Origin of the sequence: Mesorhizobium shangrilense (genome assembly GCF_040537815.1) — a bacterium.
Taxonomy (GTDB): Bacteria; Pseudomonadota; Alphaproteobacteria; order Rhizobiales; family Rhizobiaceae; genus Mesorhizobium; species Mesorhizobium shangrilense.
Map to the genome: position 1 here is coordinate 20,561 of NZ_JBEWSZ010000012.1, position 14,365 is coordinate 34,925.

The 14,365-nt window shown below is 63.9% G+C and carries 12 protein-coding genes; 7 read left to right on the forward strand and 5 right to left on the reverse strand.

Going from position 1 to position 14,365, the window contains the following annotated elements:
• Positions 1–7: 7 nt before the first annotated feature.
• From thiB to ABVQ20_RS37745, 4 genes are all read left to right on the forward strand, one after another.
• The gene (thiB, locus tag ABVQ20_RS37730; protein ID WP_354464896.1) at positions 8–1,006 is read left to right on the forward strand and encodes a thiamine ABC transporter substrate binding subunit; all 999 of its coding nucleotides are present in this window, start codon (positions 8–10) and stop codon (positions 1,004–1,006) included.
• A gap of 8 nt (positions 1,007–1,014) precedes the next feature.
• The gene (thiP, locus tag ABVQ20_RS37735) at positions 1,015–2,634 is read left to right on the forward strand and encodes a thiamine/thiamine pyrophosphate ABC transporter permease (RefSeq protein WP_354464975.1); all 1,620 of its coding nucleotides are present in this window, start codon (positions 1,015–1,017) and stop codon (positions 2,632–2,634) included.
• Entirely contained in the window at positions 2,631–3,416 is a 786-nt protein-coding gene (gene thiQ, locus ABVQ20_RS37740) for a thiamine ABC transporter ATP-binding protein (protein ID WP_354464897.1), read from the forward strand. Before thiP ends, thiQ begins: the two co-directional genes overlap by 4 nt.
• A gap of 240 nt (positions 3,417–3,656) precedes the next feature.
• Positions 3,657–5,126 (forward strand): M48 family metalloprotease, encoded by a 1,470-nt coding sequence (locus tag ABVQ20_RS37745; protein ID WP_354464898.1) that lies wholly within the window; start codon positions 3,657–3,659, stop codon positions 5,124–5,126.
• 37 nt (positions 5,127–5,163) lie between these two features.
• Here the strand turns inward: ABVQ20_RS37745 and ABVQ20_RS37750 are convergent, their stop codons facing one another.
• On the reverse strand, positions 5,164–6,021 hold the full coding sequence (locus ABVQ20_RS37750) for an RNA polymerase factor sigma-32 (RefSeq protein WP_354464899.1): 858 nt from the start codon (positions 6,019–6,021) through the stop codon (positions 5,164–5,166).
• 300 nt (positions 6,022–6,321) lie between these two features.
• Between ABVQ20_RS37750 and ABVQ20_RS37755 the strand changes: the two genes are divergently transcribed.
• From ABVQ20_RS37755 to ABVQ20_RS37765, 3 genes are all read left to right on the forward strand, one after another.
• On the forward strand, positions 6,322–7,095 hold the full coding sequence (locus ABVQ20_RS37755; protein ID WP_354464900.1) for an amino acid ABC transporter substrate-binding protein: 774 nt from the start codon (positions 6,322–6,324) through the stop codon (positions 7,093–7,095).
• A 127-nt stretch (positions 7,096–7,222) separates the two neighbouring features.
• Positions 7,223–7,903: an amino acid ABC transporter permease gene (locus ABVQ20_RS37760; RefSeq protein WP_354464901.1), complete on the forward strand. Its 681-nt coding sequence runs from the start codon at positions 7,223–7,225 to the stop codon at positions 7,901–7,903.
• Complete coding sequence (locus tag ABVQ20_RS37765) at positions 7,900–8,676, forward strand: amino acid ABC transporter ATP-binding protein (protein WP_354464902.1); 777 nt, start codon at positions 7,900–7,902, stop codon at positions 8,674–8,676. Before ABVQ20_RS37760 ends, ABVQ20_RS37765 begins: the two co-directional genes overlap by 4 nt.
• Before the next feature lie 85 nt (positions 8,677–8,761).
• Here ABVQ20_RS37765 and ABVQ20_RS37770 read toward each other — a convergent pair whose 3' ends face one another.
• From ABVQ20_RS37770 to ABVQ20_RS37785, 4 genes are all read right to left on the reverse strand, one after another.
• Positions 8,762–9,343: a CarD family transcriptional regulator gene (locus tag ABVQ20_RS37770; protein ID WP_354464903.1), complete on the reverse strand. Its 582-nt coding sequence runs from the start codon at positions 9,341–9,343 to the stop codon at positions 8,762–8,764.
• A gap of 369 nt (positions 9,344–9,712) precedes the next feature.
• Positions 9,713–10,051, reverse strand: a complete 339-nt coding sequence (gene fdxA / locus ABVQ20_RS37775; protein WP_095089463.1) for a ferredoxin FdxA — start codon at positions 10,049–10,051, stop codon at positions 9,713–9,715.
• Positions 10,052–10,200: 149 nt separating this feature from the next.
• On the reverse strand, positions 10,201–10,587 hold the full coding sequence (locus ABVQ20_RS37780) for an RNA-binding S4 domain-containing protein (protein ID WP_354464976.1): 387 nt from the start codon (positions 10,585–10,587) through the stop codon (positions 10,201–10,203).
• A gap of 26 nt (positions 10,588–10,613) precedes the next feature.
• The gene (locus ABVQ20_RS37785; protein ID WP_354464904.1) at positions 10,614–14,003 is read right to left on the reverse strand and encodes a helicase-related protein; all 3,390 of its coding nucleotides are present in this window, start codon (positions 14,001–14,003) and stop codon (positions 10,614–10,616) included.
• Between the last annotated feature and the right edge of the window lie 362 nt (positions 14,004–14,365).

Below are 14,365 nucleotides of genomic sequence, written 5' to 3' on the forward strand. Positions count from 1 at the left end.
GGCGCCGATGCGCACGCTTTTATACTCTGTTGTCTCAGCCATGGTTGTTGCCATATCCGGCCCGGCCTTCGCCAAGGACAAACTCACGGTCTACACCTATGAGAGCTTCACCGCCGACTGGGGTCCTGGTCCCGCCGTGAAGAAGGAATTCGAGGCCGAATGCGGCTGCGATGTCGAATTCGTCTCGGTCGCCGACGGCGTGGCACTGCTCAACCGCGTCAAGCTGGAAGGCGCTTCGACCAAGGCCGACATCGTGCTCGGCCTCGACACCAATCTCACCGCCGAAGCCAAGGCCACCGGCCTGTTTGCGCCGCATGGCACGGTGTCGGACCTCAATGTGCCCGGCGGCTGGAGCGATGATACGTTTGTTCCCTTCGACTACGGCTATTTCGCCGTCGTCTATGACACCGAGAAGCTGAAGACGCCGCCGAAGAGCCTGAAGGAATTGGTCGAGGGCAGCGCCGACGACAAGATTGTCATCCAGGACCCGCGCACCTCGACGCCTGGCCTTGGCCTGCTCTTGTGGGTGAAATCGGTCTATGGCGACAAGGCACCGGAAGCCTGGGCCAAGCTCAAGTCGAAAGTGCTGACCGTGACGCCAGGCTGGAGCGAGGCCTATGGCCTGTTCACCAAGGGCGAGGCGCCGATGGTGCTGTCCTACACGACGTCGCCCGCCTATCACATGGTTGCCGAGAAGACCGAACGCTATCAGGCGGCGTCCTTCGAGGAGGGTGAATACCTGCAGATCGAGGTCGCCGGCATCACCACCACCGGCGCGAAGAACCCGCTGGCGGAAAAGTTCATGGCTTTCATGACCGGGCCGAAGTTCCAGGATGTCATTCCCGAGACCAACTGGATGTTCCCCGCCGGCAAGACCGATGCACCGCTCAATCCGGCCTTCGACAAACTGGTCAAGCCGACCAAGACGCTGCTGTTCAGCCCTGAAGAGGTCGCCGCCAACCGCAAGGCCTGGGTGGATGAATGGCTGGCGGTGATGAGCAAGTAGCCCTTGCAATGGTGCCGGTGCGTTCGACCGATTCACGCGTCACCGCCGGCATCGTCGCGCTCGGGGCAATCGCGCTGCTGATCGGTGGCGCGATCGCTGGCCTGCTCCTTGAAGGCGTCCAGGATCTTTCAGGCGCCTGGGCAGCCTTCGATCCCTATCTCTTTCGCGTCGTGCGCTTCACCCTGTGGCAAGCGGTGCTGTCGACGCTGCTCTCGGTCGTGCCGGCGCTGTTCGTCGCCCGCGCCCTGTCGCGGCATCCGCGCTTTTTCGGACGAAGCTTTATCCTGCAGCTCTTTGCCGTGCCGCTGGCGCTGCCGGCCATTGTCGCCGCGCTCGGCATCCTGGCGCTCTACGGTCGCGCCGGCTATTTCGCGGATGTGTTCACGGTGATCGGCAATGGCAGTTGGCCGGGCATCTATGGCCTGGCTGGCATCCTGGTTGCGCACGTCTTCTTCAACCTGCCGCTCTGCGTCAGGCTGTTTCTCGAGGCACTGCAGACGGTGCCAGCCGACCAGTGGCGGCTGGCGAGCCAGCTCGGCATGGGCGCCGGGCCGGCTTTTCGGCTGATCGAGTGGCCAAGGCTGCGCGCGGCCATTCCGGGCGTCGCCGGGCTTGTCTTCATGCTCTGCATAACGTCCTTCACCATCGTGCTGACACTGGGCGGCGGTCCGCGCGCGACGACGCTGGAGGTCGCGATCTATCAGGCACTGCGCTTCGATTTCGATCCCGCGCGCGCCGTGGCGCTGACCGCGCTGCAGATCGCGCTGACCTTTGTCGTGGTGCTGGTCCTGGCGCGCTTCGGCGTCAATGTAACCGGCGACGCCAATCTGCCGGTGGCGTCGCGCCGCTATCTATCGGTGGGCAATGGAGAGAGCTGGCTCAACGCCTTGCTGGTCGTTCTCGCTCTGCTGTTCGTCGCCGGGCCGATGGTGGCGACGGTGATCGCCGGGCTTGGCGCCGATCTCGGCCGGTTGGCCGGCGAGAGCGCGGTGCGGCAGGCGACGCTGACCAGTGCCGTGCTCGCCTTCCTGTCGGCGCTGCTCTCGGTGATGCTGTCGCTGGCGCTGGTCATGGCGCGCTGGGCGCTGGCCCTGAGCCGTGGCGCAGGCTCCAGGACGTTGCTCGAACACGCCGCCGACACTGGCGCCGGCTTCGTGCTCGTCGTGCCGCCGATCGTCATTGGCGCCGGCTGGTTCCTGGCTCTGCGCACTATCAGCGACGTCTTCGCCGTCGCACCGATCATGGTCGTCACCGTCAACGCGGTGATGGCGATGCCTTTCGCCATCCGCGCCGTCCGCCCCGCCTATGACGCGGCGAGCGAGCGCCACGAACGGCTTTGCGCACAGCTCGGCATTTCAGGCTGGAACAGGCTGATACTGGTCGACTGGCCGTCATTGCGGCGGCCGCTCGCGACCGCCTTCGCCTTCGCCATGGCGCTGTCGCTTGGCGACCTCGGCGTCATCGCGTTGTTCGGCAGCGATTCGGTGCAGACATTGCCCTATCTGCTCCTGGCGCGCATGGGTAGCTACCGGACGGAGGACGCTGCCGGTCTGGCGCTGCTGCTGGGCGTTGTCTGCCTGGCGCTTGTCCTGGCTGCGGACCGGCTGGGGAGGGGAGGGAAATCATGACGCTCGCCAAGGCAGACGGGATGATCGAAGACGGCACCGCCGTGCGGCTCGAGAACGTCTCGTTCAGCTATGGCGATGCGCCGCTCGTCTTCGATGTCGGCTTTGCCGCCTCGAAGATCACCGCCGTCATGGGCCCGAGCGGTTCGGGGAAATCGACCCTGCTCAATCTGGTCGCAGGTTTCGAGATGCCGCGCTCCGGCCGCGTGCTGATCGGCGGGATCGATGTCAGCGCGCAGCCACCTTCGGCACGACCGGTGTCGATGGTGTTTCAGGAGAACAACCTCTTTGCCCATCTTTCCGTGGAGCAGAATGTCGGACTAGGCCGTTCGCCGTCGCTACGGCTGAGCGATGCGGACCGGGTTTTGATCGCCGGGGCGATCGAACGCACCGGCCTTGCCGGAAAGGAGAAGCGATTGCCGCGCGAACTCTCCGGCGGCGAGCGTCAGCGTGTCGCGCTCGCCCGTGTTCTGGTGCGCGACCGCCCGGTGCTTCTGCTGGACGAGCCTTTTGCCTCGCTTGGCCCAGCCTTGCGCGACGACATGCTCGATCTGGTGGCCGGTGTGCATGCCGACCGGCCCATGACGGTGCTGTTCGTCACGCACCAGCCGGAAGATGCGCGCCGCATCGGCCAGAATGTGGTATTCTTGGACAATGGTTCGGTCGCCGCGACGGGTGCGGCGGCTGATTTCTTCGCCGGGGCTGGCCCGGAGGTCTTCCAGCGCTATATCGGGGCAGGTCCGATTGGCGCCGGATCACAAGATATTGCCCGGAAGCGGACATAATTTACGGTCAAACCGGCCCAAGGCGATGCGGCGCTTGCTTGCCATGATCAGGGTAGTGTGGCTAGGTCCACCCTGTATTGGTCTGGCGCGGCCGTGATTTGCCTGCATGCCGTGCGTCACCCCGGACGCCAAAAGACGTTGCAACATGTTGATTTTGCGCGTGATCTCCACGAGTTTTCGAGATCATGGGCCAAGACCTGGAAGGAAGCGGTTCTGCCGACCCGCATGCATAGAGTACGGATGAAACCACTGGCGCGCTTCTTCGCGCTGGCCGGCTTTGCCGTGGCGCTGGCAAGCTGCCAGATGTTCACGCCTCCGGCAGTTCAGGAATCCGGCTTCCAGCCTTCCGACAAGCCCATCACGGTCGACAATGTCGCCGCCAACAGCAAGCTCGCCGAAATGGCCAAGGCGCAGCATCCGCGCATTCTTGCCACGTATGGCGGCGAATATTCCGACCCGAAGCTCGAACGCATGGTTGCCAAGGTCGTCGGCAATTTGACCGTCGTGTCGGCAAACCCGACCCAGACCTATCGCATCACCATCCTGAATTCGCCCAACGTCAACGCCTTCGCGCTGCCAGGCGGCTATCTCTACATCACGCGCGGCCTGCTTGCGCTGGCCAATGATTCTTCCGAGCTGGCCGCGGTCATCGCGCACGAAATGGGCCATGTCACAGCCAATCACGGCCTGCAGCGCCAGCAGCTCGAGGCCGAGGAAGGCCTGGCGACCAAGGTCGTCTCCGATGTGCTCGGCGACAGCCCGACCGCCAAGGCGGCGCTGATCCGCGGCAAGCTCAGGCTCGCCCAGTTCTCGCGCAACCAGGAACTGGAGGCCGACGCCATCGGTATCAAGTCGATCGGCGAGGCCGGCTACGACCCTTATGCCGCCGGCCGCTTCCTGCAGTCGATGTCGGCCTATACCGACTTTCGCTCGATCAGCGGCGCCACCGACCCAAGCCTCGACTTCCTGGCGACCCACCCCAACACGCCGCAGCGCATCGATCTGGCGCAGCGCCATGCCCGCCAGTTCGGCGCGCCCGGCTTCGGCACGCGCGATCGCGATTCTTTCCTCGCCGGCATAGACGGCCTGCTCTACGGCGACACGCCGGAGGAAGGCTATGTGCGCGGCGAAACCTTCCTGCATCCGGGCCTTGGCGTGTCCTTCTCGGTGCCCGAAGGCTTTGTCATCGACAATTCGGCCGCGGCGGTGACGGCGACCGGCCCCGGCGACATGGCGATCCGTTTCGACGGCGTCTCGATCGACAAGAACCGCCCGCTGACCGACTATGTCCGCAGCGGCTGGGTTGCCGGCCTCGTAGACAGCAGCGTCAAGCAGGAGACGATCAACGGCAATGAAGCGGCGACCGCGCATGCGGGCGCCGAGGGCTGGCAGTTCGATATCGCGGTGATCCGGGCGGGTGGGCAGGTCTACCGGCTGTTGACGGCGGCACCTTCGGCCAGCACGAACCTGGACAGCGTCGCGCGTTCGGTCAGCGGCAGCTTCCGTATACTCAGCGCGGCGGAAAAGGCGGCGCTGAAGCCGCTGCACATCCGCGTGCTCACCGTGCAGCCGGGACAGACCATGGGCACGCTTGCGGCACAGATGGTCGGCGTCGATCGCAAGCTCGACCTGTTCCGTGTGCTCAATGCGTTGTCGCCCGGTGCCGCCGTCTCGGCCGGCGACAAGGTCAAGATCGTCACCGACAAGTAGCCGGTGTTCTTGCCCCAGGCGGTCCGGCTTCGCTGGATCAGGCGGCCATGAATTCAGGGTTCTGCCTGACCAATGCCACCTTGAGCTTCTCCATGGCGCGTGCCTCGATCTGACGGACGCGTTCCTTGGAGATGCCAAGCGTCTCGCCGAGCGACTCGAGCGTCGCGCCTTCTTCACTCAGCCGGCGTTCTTCGATGATCCTGAGCTCGCGGGCGTTCAGCGCACCGAGCGCGGTCTTCAGCCATAGCGAACGGCGCTCGACATCGATCGTGTCGCCGGCGACCTCGTCAGGCAATGGATCGTCCGAAACCAGGAAGTCCATGCGTTCCGTTGCGCCCGTGTCATCAGCCAGCGGTGCATTGAGCGAACTGTCGGGTGCCGAAAGGCGCGAATCCATCATCGCCACATCGGCTTCCGACACGCCGAGCGCAACCGACACCTCATGATAGAGCGTGGCGTTCGACAGCGGCTCGGTGCCGTTGGCGAGGCGGGCACGCAGGCGCCGCAAATTGAAGAACAGCGCCTTCTGCGCCGAACTCGTGCCGCCGCGCACGATCGACCAGTTGCGCAGGATGTAGTCCTGCATCGCGGCGCGAATCCACCATGTCGCGTAGGTCGAGAACCGCACCTCACGCTCCGGCTCAAACCGGGCGGCGGCTTCCAGCAAGCCGACATGGCCCTCCTGGATCAAGTCGCCCAGCGGCAGGCCATAGTGCCGGAATTTCGAGGCCATGGAGATGACCAGCCGCATATGCGCCACGGTGATGCTGTGCAGCGCGTGCTGGTCATTGTCGTCCTTCCAGCGCAAGGCCAGAAGATGCTCCTGATCACGTTCGAGATAGGGAGCCTTCATCGCCGCGCGGACCATGGTCCGTCCTGCCGAGTCCTGTATCATGCCATGCTCCCTTTTTCGGGCGTCCGGACGGCGGGGTGGTTGAAATGGTTATGCCGTGCCCTACAACAGCCGAGAAACGTGTCACGCCGGAGAATGGTTCCGCTGCGCTCACCGTGTGGATTGCGCCGCTCATGGCGTTCCGCAAAGGGGGTGATTGATGCCAATCGATGCGTTTTGGAGAATTTGATTTCAGAGTGGTATACTATTCGGAATCTTGTTCCTTATTTTGTTTGCAAGCATGTGCCATTTTCCAAATCTCACAATGCGCCGCACAACGGCCAAAGACGGGATCACAGAAAAATGAAATGGCTTAAATCGCTTGTTGTCGCCGGAGCCCTGCAGGTTCTGGCTGTCGCCGCCAGCCATGCCGGCGCCAATCTCGATGAGATCAAGCAGGCAGGCACCATCAAGATCGGCACGGAAGGCACTTACGCGCCCTTTACCTATCACGATGCTTCCGGCGCGCTGGTCGGTTTCGATGTCGAAATCGCCAAGGCGATCGCCGACAAGCTCGGCGTCAAGCCGCAGTTCCTCGAAGGCAAGTGGGACGGGCTGATCGCCGGCCTCGATGCCAACCGCTACGACGCCGTCATCAACGAGGTCGGCATCACCGACGCGCGCAAGGCCAAGTACGACTTCTCCGATCCCTACATCGCCTCGAAGGCGGTGCTGATCGTGCGCGGCGACAATGCAGACATCAAGAGCTTTGCCGATCTCAAGGGCAAGAAGTCGGCGCAGTCGCTGACCTCGAATTTCGGTAAGCTGGCCGAGACGAATGGCGCCGAACTCGTCGGCACCGATGGCTTCGACCAGTCGATCCAGCTGTTGCTGACCGGTCGTGCCGATGCCACCATCAATGACAGCCTGTCCTTCCTCGACTTCAAGAAGCACAAGCCCGACGCCAATGTGAAGATCGCCGCGCAGGAGGAAAACGCCGACTATTCCGGTGTCATCGTGCGCAAGGGTGATCCGGAGCTGGTTGCCGCGATCAACAAGGCGCTCGCCGATATCAAGGCCGACGGCACCTATCAGAAGATCGCCGACACCTATTTCGGCCAGGACGTTTCGAAGTAACTGATATCTGGGCCGGTTTGCCGGCCTGTGACATGTGGAGCGGCGAGCCGTCTTTGACGGCCCGCCGCTTTTGTCGTGATATGCCTTGGCGCTTCGATGAAGCCGTCGACCGGATGGAGGGGCTTTCGTGCCGCACTGGCTGCAATTGATGCTGGAGTCGCTGCCTTCGCTGCTGTGGGCCGCACTGATCTTCACCGTGCCGTTGACCCTGCTGTCCTTCGTCCTTGGCTTGACTGTCGGCCTGGCCGCGGCGCTTGCCCGGTTGTTCGGCGCGAAGCCGCTGGTCGCGCTTGTGCGCTTCTATGTCTGGATCTTTCGCGGCACGCCGCTCCTGGTGCAGCTGTTCCTGATCTTCTACGGCTTGCCGTCGGCCGGCATCCTGCTCGACGCCTTTACGGCGGCCTTGATCGGCTTCACGCTCAACATCGGCGCCTACACGTCGGAGATCATCCGCGCGGCGATCGGCTCGGTGCCCAAGGGACAGTGGGAAGCCGCCTATTCGATCGGCATGAACTGGAGCCAGGCGATGCGGCGCACCATCCTGCCGCAAGCCGGTCGCGTCGCGGTGCCGCCGCTTTCGAACACTTTCATCTCGCTGGTCAAGGATACCTCGCTGGCCGCCGCCATCACCGTGCCGGAAATGTTCCAGGCCGCGCAGCGCATCGTCGCCACCACCTATGAACCGCTGATCCTCTATGTCGAGGCGGCGATCCTCTATCTGGCGCTGAGCTCGGTGCTGTCGGCCTTGCAGACGCGGCTGGAAACACGGCTCAACCGCTATGGTGGCTTCCTGGAGGCACGTTCATGATCGGCCTCACCAACATCGAAAAGCGCTTTGGCGACAATCTCGTCCTGAAGGGCGTCACCGTCACCATCGACGAAGGCAGCGTCACCGCGCTTGTCGGCCCCTCCGGCGGCGGCAAGAGCACGCTGCTGCGCTGCATCAACCTGCTGGAGATCCCGACCTCCGGCACGGTGCGCATCGGCGACGAGACGCTTGAATTCCGCCCAGGCGGCAAGGTTGCGGCCAGGGATATCCAGCGCCTGCGCCTGCAGACCGGCATGGTGTTCCAGAACTTCCAGCTGTTTCCGCATCGCACCGCGATCGAGAACGTCATGGAAGGGCTGGTGACGGTGCTGAAATGGCCGACGGAGCGGGCACGTGAGCGGGCGCTCGCCTTGCTGGAAAAGGTTGGCATGGCGCACAAGGCGGACGCCTGGCCGGCGACGCTGTCGGGCGGCCAGCAGCAGCGCGTGGCGATCGCACGCGCGTTGGCGCCCTCGCCAAAGGTGCTGCTGTGCGACGAGCCGACCTCGGCGCTCGACCCGGAGCTGGCGCAGGAGGTGGTCGACGTGCTTGGCAAGCTGGCCAGCGAAGGCACGACCATGGTGATGGCGACGCATGACCTGCGCCTCGCCTCCAAGATCGCGCAAGAGGTGGTTTTTCTCGACGCCGGCGTTGTCGTCGAGAAGGGCCCAGCCGCCGTGCTGTTCGGCAATCCGGAGCATCAGCGCACAAAGCGCTTCATCGCGACGCTGAAGCAGGAGGCCGAGAGGGAAGGCGGCGGCGGCGAGGCGTAGACGGCGCCCTCGCTTTCAGCCCTATCTCCCCAAAATAAAAACCCGGCGCGAGGCCGGGTTTTTCAGAACTTGAAGGCGGAAAAGCTCAGGCAGCTTCTTCCTGCTCGGCTTCCTCGTTGTCGGCCTTGGCGCCGCGCTTGGGACCCTTGTTGAGGTTCACCTCGATGAGGCGCACGGCTTCGGTCTCCGACATGCGGTTGACGGCCGCGATCTCACGGGCCATGCGGTCGAGCGCCGCCTCATAGAGCTGACGCTCGGAATAGGACTGCTCCGGCTGGTTGTCGGCGCGGTAGAGGTCGCGCACCACTTCCGAGATCGAGATCAGGTCGCCGGAATTGATCTTGGCGTCATATTCCTGGGCGCGGCGCGACCACATGGTGCGCTTGACGCGAGCGCGGCCCTGCACGACCTTCAATGCGCGCTCGACATAGTCCTCTTCCGACAGCTTGCGCATGCCGATCGACGTCGCCTTGGCGACCGGAACCTTCAGGCGCATCTTGTCCTTCTGGAAGTCGATGACGAACAGTTCCAGCTTGTGACCAGCGACTTCCTGCTCGTCGATCGAGACGATCTGACCGACGCCGTGCGCCGGATAGACGATGAACTCGCCGGTCTTGAAACCGTGACGTGCCGCGCTGGACTTCTTCTGCGGGGTGATCGTTGCCATTACGCCCTGAACTCCTTGTTGTGGTGCCGGCGACCTGCCAGCCTAATTCGCGCGACCGGTGGGGTGCCGATCGTTAGCCGCACAACAGGTGAACCCATCGGAAAAGCCGGGACCGGCAAACCGCACATATTGCGACCGCCTGGCCCAGATTGCTCTGGTCCGATTGAGAAATTCACCTTTCAGTGATTTGGGGCTTCTGCGCCATAAATCGACGTTGTGTCACCGGCATGTTTCCGTGATGTAACACAAAAAGTCGGAAGAATCAAGGTTTTGCTGCATTCGCGAAGGCCATGCAACACCGGCGCTGTCAAGGCAGTTAATGTGTCGTGCCTCTTACGTAGCGTTATGCCGGTCGAACCCGCGGCGCCGTCAGTCGCCTTCGCCGGGCTCCGCCGAGAAATACTTCTCGAACTTGCCAGCCTCGCCATCGAAGGATTTGGCGTCGGCCGGCGGTTCCTTCTTGGCCGTGATATTGGGCCATTTCTCGGCGTATTCGGTGTTGATCTGCAGCCATTTGTCGAGGCCGGACTCGGTGTCGGGCTTGATTGCGTCGGCCGGGCATTCCGGCTCGCAGACGCCGCAATCGATACACTCGTCCGGATGGATGACGAGCATGTTCTCGCCTTCGTAGAAACAGTCGACCGGACAGACCTCGATGCAGTCCATGTACTTGCATTTAATGCAATTGTCGGTCACGACATAGGTCATCGGTCGGCTCCGGGACGTCCCATTTTTGCTGGGCTTTTTTCGTGAGGTAACGCCTTTGCCGGCTGCTGGCAAGGGCAGCCATTGCGACTGATATCGGTGTTTGCGGAATGAAATTCCAGATGGCTGCCGCATTGGGAGCCGGTGATGGCTCATTCCTCGCCGAACAGCCGGTCCGTCTGGCGACGCTCCTTCTTCGTCGGACGGCCGCTGCCGGCCTCGCGCAGCGCCGGAATTGCATCAGGAACGCTCCCGTCCTTGGGTGCGGGCGGTGGCGACATGTCCTCGTAGAGCGTGCGCGCCTCCTCGGCGGGACCGCGCCGCACACCTGTATTCAGCACCTTCCAGACGAAGATACGCCGCTCAAGCGTGATGGTCAGCACGTCGCCAGGCTTGACCATGTCGGAAGCCTGCGCTGCTTTGTCGCGATTGATTCGAACCCGTCCGGCCACCACCAATTTGGCAGCCAGCGAGCGCGATTTCACGGCGCGCGAGAAGAACAGCCACTTGTCGATGCGTTGGCGGTCTCGCGCGACGATTGGGGCAACCATCGAAGCGAGCCAGCCTACTTCTTCAGCTGATCGCGCAAGGCGGCAAGCTTGGCGAAGGGGGAGTCCGGATCAAAGCGAACCGGGCGCTCCTCGCGCGGCTTCGGCTGGAACACAGGCTTTGCACCCTGTGGACCACCCTTGCTGTCCGGCCTGCCCTTCCAGTCGGGCCGGTTGTCGCGGCGCTCGGGACGCTCACCCTGCGGCTTGCCCTCGCGACGCTCCCCGCCTTCACCCTGGGGCTTGGGCTTGAACTTCGAGCGGTCGAAACGCGGCTTGCCGGCGCCGTCGCGCTGATCGCGCCGTCCTTCACGAGCAGGCCGCTCTCCAGGCGTAGCCGCCGGCTGTCCGGCGGCCACGGCATCCGCTGGCGCATCGCTTCGTCCGCGCGCGGCCTGGCCGTTGCGCGGACGGTTGTTCCTGCGGTTGTCTTCGCGGTGGCGCGGGCGCTGGTCGAAGCGCGCCTGCCGCCACAAAAGGATGGGCTTTGGCGCTTCGGCTTCCACCGCAGGCTCGACGATGGCCGCCTCTGGGGCTGCCTCCGGCACTGCGGCAGTTTCGCCTGACAACACTGTGGGCGCGGTTTCGGAAACCGGCTCCACCGGCGCGATCGCGACAGCTTCCGCCTCTGGTTCGGCGGCCAATTCAGGCTCGGCCGGAACTTCCGCAATTGCTTCCGCCGCGGCCTCTTCCGTGGCCTCGGGGTGTTCTTCCGCGACAGGCTCTACCGCCGCTTCCGCGACGGCTTCGGCGGGGATTTCGACAGTGGCCTCTACGACCTCGGCCGGCTCCGAACCTTCGACCGATTCCTCCGCGACTGTATCGGTTGCCGCGGCTTGCGCCGCCTTGGCCTGCTCGGCCCGTGCAGCCTCTTCCGCCGCCAGCTTTGCAGCGGCGGCTTCCCGCGCGGCATTGTCCTGCGCTTCGAGCCTTGCCTTGACCTCCGCCGGAGGCTTCGGATCGGCACGGTAGCCAAGGCCCTTCAGGATTTCTTCCATGTCATCGGCGTTGGCGCCGAGGATCGACATCATCGGCGGTGTCACCATGAAGGACTGGCCGTCATAGGCGCCGTCGGGACGCTGGCCGAGGCCGGGCTTCCAGTTGGTCGCCGGGCGGATCAGGTCGGCCAGCCGTTCCAGAATGTCGACGCGCACGGCGCGGCGGCCGAGATTGCGGTAGCCGGCAAGCTTGTAGAAGGACTTGTCGAAGGCCGGATCGATGACCACCGAGGTACGGCCGGAGGCGAGCGCGTGCACCACGTCGCCAAAGCCCGGCTTGTCCTTGCCGTCATTCTTCAACGCCCATAGCAGCGTCACCAGTCCGGCTGGCGCCGGCTTGATCAGCGCCGGCACGAAGACGTGATAGGCGCCGAAGCGCACGCCGAGACGGCGAAGGGCCGCGCGACCTTCCTGGTCGAGCGACTTCATCTCCTCGGCGATGTCGCGGCGGTTGATGAGGCCGAACTGTTCGACCAACTGGAAGGCGATGCCGCGGCCGATGCCGGTGATCTGGTCGGCATTCTTGAGGTCGACCAGCGGCTTCAGCAGCGATTCGATCTGGAAATTGACGAAACGCTCGGCACGGGCGGCGACCTTGTCGCGCGCCGGACCGGTCAACTGCTCGTCGGCCAGCAGCACCAGGCGCGGCTTCAGCGCGTCCTCGCCGGAGACCAGCGTGCCGATCGGCGCGCCGATCCAGCGCAGCGTGCCGTCCGAGCCAAGCGCGATATCGCCATTGGCGCAGGCGCCAAAGCGTTCGGCGCGCGCCTCGAATTCGGCGGCCAACGCTTTTTGCGCGGCCGTGCGCACGGCCTTGGCGTCTTCGCCGCCGGCGCTTTGGTCGGCGGTGAAGCGGAACCCCTGCAGCTCGCCGACATGGTGGCCTTCGACAAGGACGGTTCCGGTAGAACTAATTTCGGCTTCAGGCATGGTATTTTCTCTAAGGCGCCGCATGAGGACGGAAGTCCTGCGGTCTACGAAGCGTTTCGTCAACCGCTCATGCAACGCATCCGACAATCTGTCTTCGATTTCGCGCGTCTTTTCCTGCCAGTGTGCCTGATCGGCCAGCCAGCCCGGCCGGTTCGACACAAATGTCCAGGTGCGGATCTGTGCAATACGGTGGGAGAGCGTGTCGATATCGCCCTCGGTGGTGTCGGCGCGGCGCACTTGCTCGGCCATGTAGTTCTCGTCGACATGGCCATGCCTGGCCAGGTCCATATAGATCGAGGCAATGAGGTCGGCGTGCTGCGCCGGCGCGATCTTCCTGTAATCGGGCAGCGCGCAGGCTTCCCACAACAGGGCGACACGCTTGGCATCGGTGGCAAGCGCGCGGATGTCCTCGTCGCGTGACAGATATTCGAGCGCCTGCGCGTCGACAGCCGGAAGCGCTCGTGTCAGGCCCTCGACCGGTGCGTTGGTCTCGATCGAGCGTTTCAGTGCATCGAGGCTGGCGAAGTCGAAATGGGCGGTGCGCCACTGCAGCACCTTCACCGGATCGAAATCATGGCTCTCGATCCGCTTGACCAGCTCTTCGTCGAGCGGGTCGACCTGGCCGGTGACGCCAAAAGTGCCGTCGCGCAGGTGCCGGCCGGCGCGGCCGGCGATCTGGCCAAGCTCGGCCGCCGTCAGGTTGCGATATTGATAGCCGTCGAATTTGCGGTTCTGAGCGAAGGCGACATGGTCGAGATCGAGGTTGAGCCCCATGCCGATGGCGTCGGTGGCGACGAGATAGTCGACATCGCCCGACTGGAACAGCGCCACCTGGGCGTTGCGGGTGCGCGGCGAGAGCGCGCCGAGCACGACGGCAGCGCCGCCCTGCTGGCGTCGGATCAGTTCGGCGATGGCATAGACCTCGTCGGCGGAGAAGGCGACGATCGCCGTGCGCCGGGGCAGGCGGGTCAGCTTCTTCGAGCCGGCATAGGCAAGATGCGACAGGCGTGGCCGTGTCACCACCGAGACGCCCTTCAGCAGGCGCTGGAGAATGCCGTGCATGGTGGCCGCACCCAGAAGCAGCGTCTCCTGGCGGCCGCGCAGATGCAGGATGCGATCGGTGAAGATGTGACCACGCTCGAGATCGCCGGCAAGCTGCACTTCATCGATGGCGACGAAGGCGGCGTCGGTCTCGCGCGGCATGGCCTCCACCGTGCAAACGGAATATCTGGCGCCCGGCGGCTGGATCTTCTCCTCACCGGTGATGAGCGCCACCTTGTGGGCACCGACCTTTTCGCAGACGCGTGTGTAGACTTCCCGCGCCAGCAGCCTGAGCGGCAGGCCGATGACGCCGGTCTCATGCGCCACCATGCGCTCGATAGCGAGATGGGTCTTGCCGGTGTTGGTCGGCCCAAGCACAGCGGTCACGTCACGGCCCGACAGGATCAGCGGCTGGGTGTGTTTCTGTTGGATGTTCATCGACCTGGAAATAAGGCTTTCTGGCCTCTCGTTGTCGGGAGCGCGCCCCGGATGGCGCGTATGACAGGCGACACATAGGGATTTCGTGCGCGAAGCGAAAGCGGAATGTTCCAAAGGGCCGATCGAAGATGCTGATCCTCGCCTTCGTTCCGGTTTCGATTAACAGTTGGAACGAGTCTGGAACGAATCAGCGACGAATCGCTGACTCGCCGGGATTCAGGTTTTGTTCACGGCTATATGTGGATTTTCGAGGGATGAGTCTTACCACATGCTGAATCGTTGAACTGGCCCGTTTCATGCAGGGCGAGCACCATCGTTAACTTTTGCCGATGAACGACCTCGTCGGCGTGACGGGAGCCACT

Coding starts and splice junctions, on each gene's coding strand:
- thiB (WP_354464896.1), top strand. CDS start 8: ATGCGCACGCTTTTATACTCTGTTGTCTCAGCCATGGTTGTTGCCATA.
- thiP (WP_354464975.1), top strand. CDS start 1,015: ATGGTGCCGGTGCGTTCGACCGATTCACGCGTCACCGCCGGCATCGTC.
- thiQ (WP_354464897.1), top strand. CDS start 2,631: ATGACGCTCGCCAAGGCAGACGGGATGATCGAAGACGGCACCGCCGTG.
- ABVQ20_RS37745 (WP_354464898.1), top strand. CDS start 3,657: ATGAAACCACTGGCGCGCTTCTTCGCGCTGGCCGGCTTTGCCGTGGCG.
- ABVQ20_RS37750 (WP_354464899.1), bottom strand. CDS start 6,021: ATGATACAGGACTCGGCAGGACGGACCATGGTCCGCGCGGCGATGAAG.
- ABVQ20_RS37755 (WP_354464900.1), top strand. CDS start 6,322: ATGAAATGGCTTAAATCGCTTGTTGTCGCCGGAGCCCTGCAGGTTCTG.
- ABVQ20_RS37765 (WP_354464902.1), top strand. CDS start 7,900: ATGATCGGCCTCACCAACATCGAAAAGCGCTTTGGCGACAATCTCGTC.
- ABVQ20_RS37770 (WP_354464903.1), bottom strand. CDS start 9,343: ATGGCAACGATCACCCCGCAGAAGAAGTCCAGCGCGGCACGTCACGGT.
- fdxA (WP_095089463.1), bottom strand. CDS start 10,051: ATGACCTATGTCGTGACCGACAATTGCATTAAATGCAAGTACATGGAC.
- ABVQ20_RS37785 (WP_354464904.1), bottom strand. CDS start 14,003: ATGAACATCCAACAGAAACACACCCAGCCGCTGATCCTGTCGGGCCGT.